Here is a 4,789-nt window from a genome sequence, read left to right on the forward strand (position 1 = left end):
GGGCAGCAGCAGGACGAACACGGCGGCGACGAGCGCGACGGCGACCGGGAGTTGCCAGCCCCAGTGCACCGCCGGTCCCGGCTCCGCGCCCCGCCACGGCGGCTGCGAACGGGCCGCCGCCGTGGCGGCGAGCAGCACGGTGGCGAGCAGGCCGACCAGGCCGACGCCACCGGCGACCAGCAGCGCGCCGACCCGGGGACCGGAACGCGGTCCCGCCGGCAGCGCCCGGACCGCCCCGCCCAGCCCGGCGGCCACCAGGGCCGCCGCCACCAGCAGCAGGCCGGGACGCAGCTCGGCGACCGGGCGCAACAGCGCGGCGGCCAGCACCGGCACCAGCAGGCCGGCCGCCGCCTGGCGCGGTCCCCGCTTTCGCGCGGCCCACGCCCCGGCGTACCCGGCCAGTGCCACCAGCAGCAGCGGCGCCCCGGCGAGCAGCGGCCGGCCGGCGGCCCGCCCCCAGGCGAGCGGGACGAGCGCGCAACCGGCGGCCAGCAACATGGCGCCACCGAACCCGAGCCAGGCCAGCACCCGCCCGGCCCGCACCGGACCGGGCACCGGCGACCCGGCGGGGGCGTCCGGGTGGCGGTGGTACAGGACGACCACCACCAGGAGGTCGAGCAGCGCCACCGCCACCAGGACCAGGCTCCATCCGTCGGCCCCCGGCCGGGCCCCGGCGGCGGCCAGCGGCAACACCGGCTGCGCCACCAGCAGCGCCGCGAACCAGGGCACGGCCAGCCGGCTGAGCCGGGCGTACCCGGCGGCGACCGCCGCGCTGGCCCCCCCGACCAGCGCGGCGTACCGGGCGCCCGGCCAGGAGGCCACGCCGAACAGGTCGACCGCCCAGGCGGCGTACCCGTCGAGGACCACCAGCAGCAGGCCCACCGCGGCTACGGTCTCCGCGGTGCCGCGCAGCCCCCGCCGCGCCGCGACCAGCGGCACGGCCAGCGCGACTACGGTGACCGCAGCCAGGATCAGGGCCCGGCCGACGACCCCCACCGCCGCCCAGGCGACCGCGGTGAAGACCACCGCGGCGGTGCCGAGGAGCAGACCGCCGAGGACGAACAGCAGGCCCTGCACCGTCCGGGTCGACGCCTCGGGCCGCCCGGGGACCGCCGCCGGCGGCCGGGGCGGAACCGGGACGGTCGGCCCCCCGCCGACCGCCGCCGGCGCCGGCCGCGCGGCGTCCGCGCTCACCCGGGCCGCCAACTCCGCCCGCCGCCGCCGCGCCGTCTCGAACCGGCCCGACACCTCCTGGTACGCCTCGCGCGCCCGCGCCACCTCCGCGGCGAGCACGACCAGCTCCCGGTCCAGCCGGATCACCTCGGCGGCGGGCGGGTACGGTGGCCGGCCGCAGCCGGCACACCCGCCGACCAGGTTCGCCGGCGCGCCGCAGGCCGGGCAGGGGTACACGGTGTTCTGCACCCGGCCATCCTCGGCGGCCGGGCGGGGTGACCGACAGAGTGCGCGTACCTAGACCCGGGTGTTCTCGCGAACCCAGGCCGCGTACGCCGGGTCGCCGCACTCCACCCGGCTCACCAGGATCTCCGGCACCTCGTACGGGTGCGCGGCGCGGATGGTGGCGACCAGCGCGGTGACCCGGTCGGGGGCCGTCTTGAACTGCACCGACCACTCGGTGCTGGTTTCCGTCGTGGCACGCCACCAGTAGGTGCTGTCGACCTGCCCGCCGACCTGGGCGCAGGCGGCCAGCCGGTCGGCGACCGCCGTCGCCGCGAGCCCGTCGGCCACCGCACGCGCGTCCACCACCGTCGTCACCACACAGATCTGTTCCACCAGCGCACCCTAGGCGACGCCCGAGCCGTCGACACCGGACGCGACGCCGACGCCGTCGCGGGTGGTGGCGATCCAGGCGTCGATCCGCGCCCACCAGTCGTAGAGCCAGTCGATACGTTCCTGCCGGCCGGCGGGGATCTCCTCCGGCGGCACGGACCAGAAGCGCATCACGATCCGCTTGTCCATCGGCAGTTCCCGCCACACGTCGGCGACGGTGAGCATCCGGTCCAGCCCGGTGTGCGCCACGAAGACGACCCCGGCGTCCGGGGCGGCGTCCAGGGCGGCCAGCAGCCCACCCGGCTGCGGGGCGAGGACGTGCCGCAGCCTCTCGGCGCGCAACGCCATCTTCTCCAAACCGAGCGCGCGCAGCCGGGCGATCGCCCGCAACCGGCGGCGGGGGGTGAAGTTGCCGCCCTCCGGGAAGATCACGAACGCGTCGTCGTCGTCGAGACCGGTGGCGAGGTGGCCGATCTGCCGGACCACCGAGTCGCGGTTGTCCGGCCCGGGCGCGATGAACCGGTTCGGCAGCCGGTTGAGCAGCACGTCGATCGCCGGGTCCCACTGGAGGCTCGCCTTGAGCACGATTCTCGGCTCGCGGTGGAACCAGTTGACCAGGGCGTGGATCAGGATGAACGAGTCACCGGGCCCGGCGTGCCGACAGAGCACCAGCTCGGGGCGGCCGGGCAGGGCGGTGTCCGGGTCGGTGCCCACCACGTCGATGCGTAGCCGCAGCGTCCGCCGGGCCTGCCAGAAGAGCACCCGGAGGAAACGGCCGGCGAGCACGTAGTGGGCGCGCTGGTTGGCCGGCGAGCGTTTGTTCAGGCCGAAACCGGAGGCCACCCAGAGCGCGAAGAGCGCGACCAGTGCCGCCGCGTCCCAGACCAGGTAGACGCAGCCGATCCAGAGCAGCCGCAGCGGGCGCAGCCGGCCGGGGACGAGCGGCGAGACGGCCAGCCCGAGCAGGGCCCAGACCGGCACCGTGGTGACCATCAGCACCGCGAGCAGCACCACGCCGGGTGCCAGCACCAGCCGGCGTACCCACCTCGGTGGCAGCGGCATCAGCGGTCCAGGGAGGCCAGGTAGTGCCGGGAGGCGGTGTAGGCGCGGCTGATCCGGCGCCCCACCGCCGCCAGGTCCCGGTACGCCCACGGGCTGTCGTCCCGGGGCTCCAGCCCGCCGGTCGGTAGCACGTGCACCTCCACCCCCTCGGGCAGCGCCGCCATCTCACGGGCGAACCGGTGCCGCCGGGCGATCTCGAACGCGACCTGCGCGATCTCCCAGGGCCGCCGGGGCGGCGTCAGCTCCCGTTCGATCCGCCCCACCTGGAGGACGAAGATCCGCTTGGCGCCGACCGCGACCGCCTCCCCGATCGGGATGGAGTTGACGATCCCGCCATCGACGTAGTGTTGGTCGTCGATCCGGATCGGAGGCAGCAGCCCCGGCACCGAGGCGGAGGCGAGCACGGCGGGCACCACCGGTCCGGAGTGGAACCAGTGTTCGGCGGCCCGCTCGATGCTGGCGGCGCAGCAGCGGAAGGGCACCTTCAGGTCGGCGAACGTGGTCTCCGCGCCCAGCTCGCTCTCCAGCAGTTTGCGTAGTGGGCGGGGCGAGTGCAGGTGGGTACGGGCCGCGAAGCGGCGCAACTGCCGGGCCACCGAGTCGCCGTACACCTCGCTGGCCTCCGGCGAGGCCCAGAGCCGAACCAGCCGGTCGGTGACCGCCTCGGACGGCTCTGCGGCGACCAGCGCGCCGTTGACCGCGCCGATGGAGGTGCCCAGCACGACGTCGGGACGGATCCGGGCACGGAACAGGGCACGCAGCATGCCCACCTCGACCGCGCCGAGCACTCCCCCGCCGCCGAGCACGAACGCCACCGGACCGCCACCCATGCCGCTCATCCTGGCACGCGGGCGCCGCCCACCCACCGGAGCCGCTGGTCGTCGCAGGGGGCAAGCCACTCGGCGCAGCGAGTCACCGGAAACCCGGACGGCCGTTGACAGGGCGGACACCTTCCCTCAACCTGATACCGCCCCCACCCCGAGGCAGGTGCGATCACAGATGGCAGCGCTGCAACCCGGCCGGTTGCTGGCCCGCCGGTACCGGCTCCTCGACCAGATCGGGGCCGGCGGCATGTCGGTCATCTGGCGTGCCCGGGACGAGGTCCTCAACCGCGTGGTGGCGGTCAAGGTGCTCGCCCCCTCCCTCGCCGCGGACGCCCGCTTCCGGGACATGGTGCGCGAGGAGGCCCGCTCGGCCGCCCAACTGGTCCACCCGCACGTCACCTCGGTGCACGACTACGGCGAGACACTCGCCCCGGACGGCGAGATCACCTCGTTCGTGGTGATGGAGCTACTCGAAGGCGAGGAGCTGGAGGACCGGCTCAGCGAAGGACCACTGCCCTGGCCGGCGGCGGTCGAGGTCGGCATCCAGGTGGCGGAGGCGCTCGCCGCCGCACACCGGCTGGGCATCGTGCACCGGGACATCACCCCGGCCAACGTGATGATGACGAAGGTCGGCGCCAAGGTGCTCGACTTCGGCATCGCCACCCAGGCCGGCACTCCGGACGAGGACGAGGACGGCGGCACCTTCGGCACCCCGGCGTACGTGGCACCGGAACGGCTGGACGGGGCGCCGGCCCAGCCGGCCACCGACGTCTACTCGCTGGGTGTGCTGCTCTACGAGACCCTGACCGGGCAGGTGCCGTACCCGGCCGACACCTGGGAGGAACTGGGCGCCGCGTTGCAGGACCAGCGGGCCCCCTCGCTGGAGGGCGTGCCGGGGCTGCCCCCGGTGGTGGCGCGCACCTGCCTGCGTTGCCTGGCCCGCGACCCGCACGAGCGCCCCAGCGCGCACCAGGTCGCCGCGGCGCTGCGCGACCAGATGCTCCCCGGTGACCCGCAGGCGGCCACCATGCTCTCGCCGACGGTGACCCTCCCCGCGCTCGCCACCTCGCCGGGGGCCGCCACGGCGACCGGCGAGGTGGCGAGCGCGGGGAGGG

General features: G+C 75.6%; 4 protein-coding genes and 1 pseudogene. 1 reads left to right on the forward strand and 4 read right to left on the reverse strand.

Annotation, left to right across the window (positions count from 1 at the left end; genetic code table 11):
• The 4 genes and pseudogenes from E1165_RS28005 to E1165_RS28020 form a co-directional block, all read right to left on the reverse strand.
• Positions 1 to 1,422 (reverse strand): annotated as a pseudogene (locus E1165_RS28005) (hypothetical protein); the annotation flags it as partial.
• Between the two features lie 48 nt (positions 1,423 to 1,470).
• A complete protein-coding gene (gene cutA / locus E1165_RS28010; RefSeq protein WP_132394699.1) occupies positions 1,471 to 1,791 on the reverse strand; it encodes a divalent-cation tolerance protein CutA in 321 nt (106 codons plus the stop codon).
• A gap of 9 nt (positions 1,792 to 1,800) precedes the next feature.
• A complete protein-coding gene (locus tag E1165_RS28015) occupies positions 1,801 to 2,850 on the reverse strand; it encodes a 1-acyl-sn-glycerol-3-phosphate acyltransferase (RefSeq protein ID WP_132394700.1) in 1,050 nt (349 codons plus the stop codon).
• The gene (locus tag E1165_RS28020) at positions 2,850 to 3,680 is read right to left on the reverse strand and encodes a patatin-like phospholipase family protein (protein ID WP_132394701.1); all 831 of its coding nucleotides are present in this window, start codon (positions 3,678 to 3,680) and stop codon (positions 2,850 to 2,852) included. Before E1165_RS28020 ends, E1165_RS28015 begins: the two co-directional genes overlap by 1 nt.
• Before the next feature lie 169 nt (positions 3,681 to 3,849).
• Here E1165_RS28020 and E1165_RS28025 point away from each other — a divergent pair.
• On the forward strand, positions 3,850 to 4,789 hold a 940-nt coding region (locus tag E1165_RS28025), incomplete at its 3' end, for a serine/threonine-protein kinase (RefSeq protein ID WP_132394702.1).

Source organism: Micromonospora sp. KC723 (assembly GCF_004348595.1).
GTDB lineage: Bacteria > Actinomycetota > Actinomycetes > Mycobacteriales > Micromonosporaceae > Micromonospora.

Coding starts and splice junctions, on each gene's coding strand:
- E1165_RS28015 (WP_132394700.1), bottom strand. CDS start 2,850: ATGCCGCTGCCACCGAGGTGGGTACGCCGGCTGGTGCTGGCACCCGGC.
- E1165_RS28020 (WP_132394701.1), bottom strand. CDS start 3,680: ATGGGTGGCGGTCCGGTGGCGTTCGTGCTCGGCGGCGGGGGAGTGCTC.